The sequence below is a fragment of the Streptococcus pseudopneumoniae genome (genome assembly GCF_038148935.1).
GTDB lineage: Bacteria > Bacillota > Bacilli > Lactobacillales > Streptococcaceae > Streptococcus > Streptococcus pseudopneumoniae_U.
Window position 1 is genome coordinate 1 of the sequence record NZ_JBBJZX010000236.1, and the last position, 312, is coordinate 312.

Consider the following 312-nt stretch of genomic DNA (forward strand, 5'->3'; position numbering starts at 1 on the left):
GGTTACCTCACCGACTTCGGGTGTTACAAACTCTCGTGGTGTGACGGGCGGTGTGTACAAGGCCCGGGAACGTATTCACCGCGGCGTGCTGATCCGCGATTACTAGCGATTCCGACTTCATGTAGGCGAGTTGCAGCCTACAATCCGAACTGAGACTGGCTTTAAGAGATTAGCTTGCCGTCACCGGCTTGCGACTCGTTGTACCAGCCATTGTAGCACGTGTGTAGCCCAGGTCATAAGGGGCATGATGATTTGACGTCATCCCCACCTTCCTCCGGTTTATTACCGGCAGTCTCGCTAGAGTGCCCAACT

General features: G+C 54.8%; 1 rRNA gene. It reads right to left on the reverse strand.

The annotated features are described in order from the left end of the window. A 16S ribosomal RNA gene (locus WKI42_RS10775) occupies positions 1–312 on the reverse strand; the annotation flags it as partial.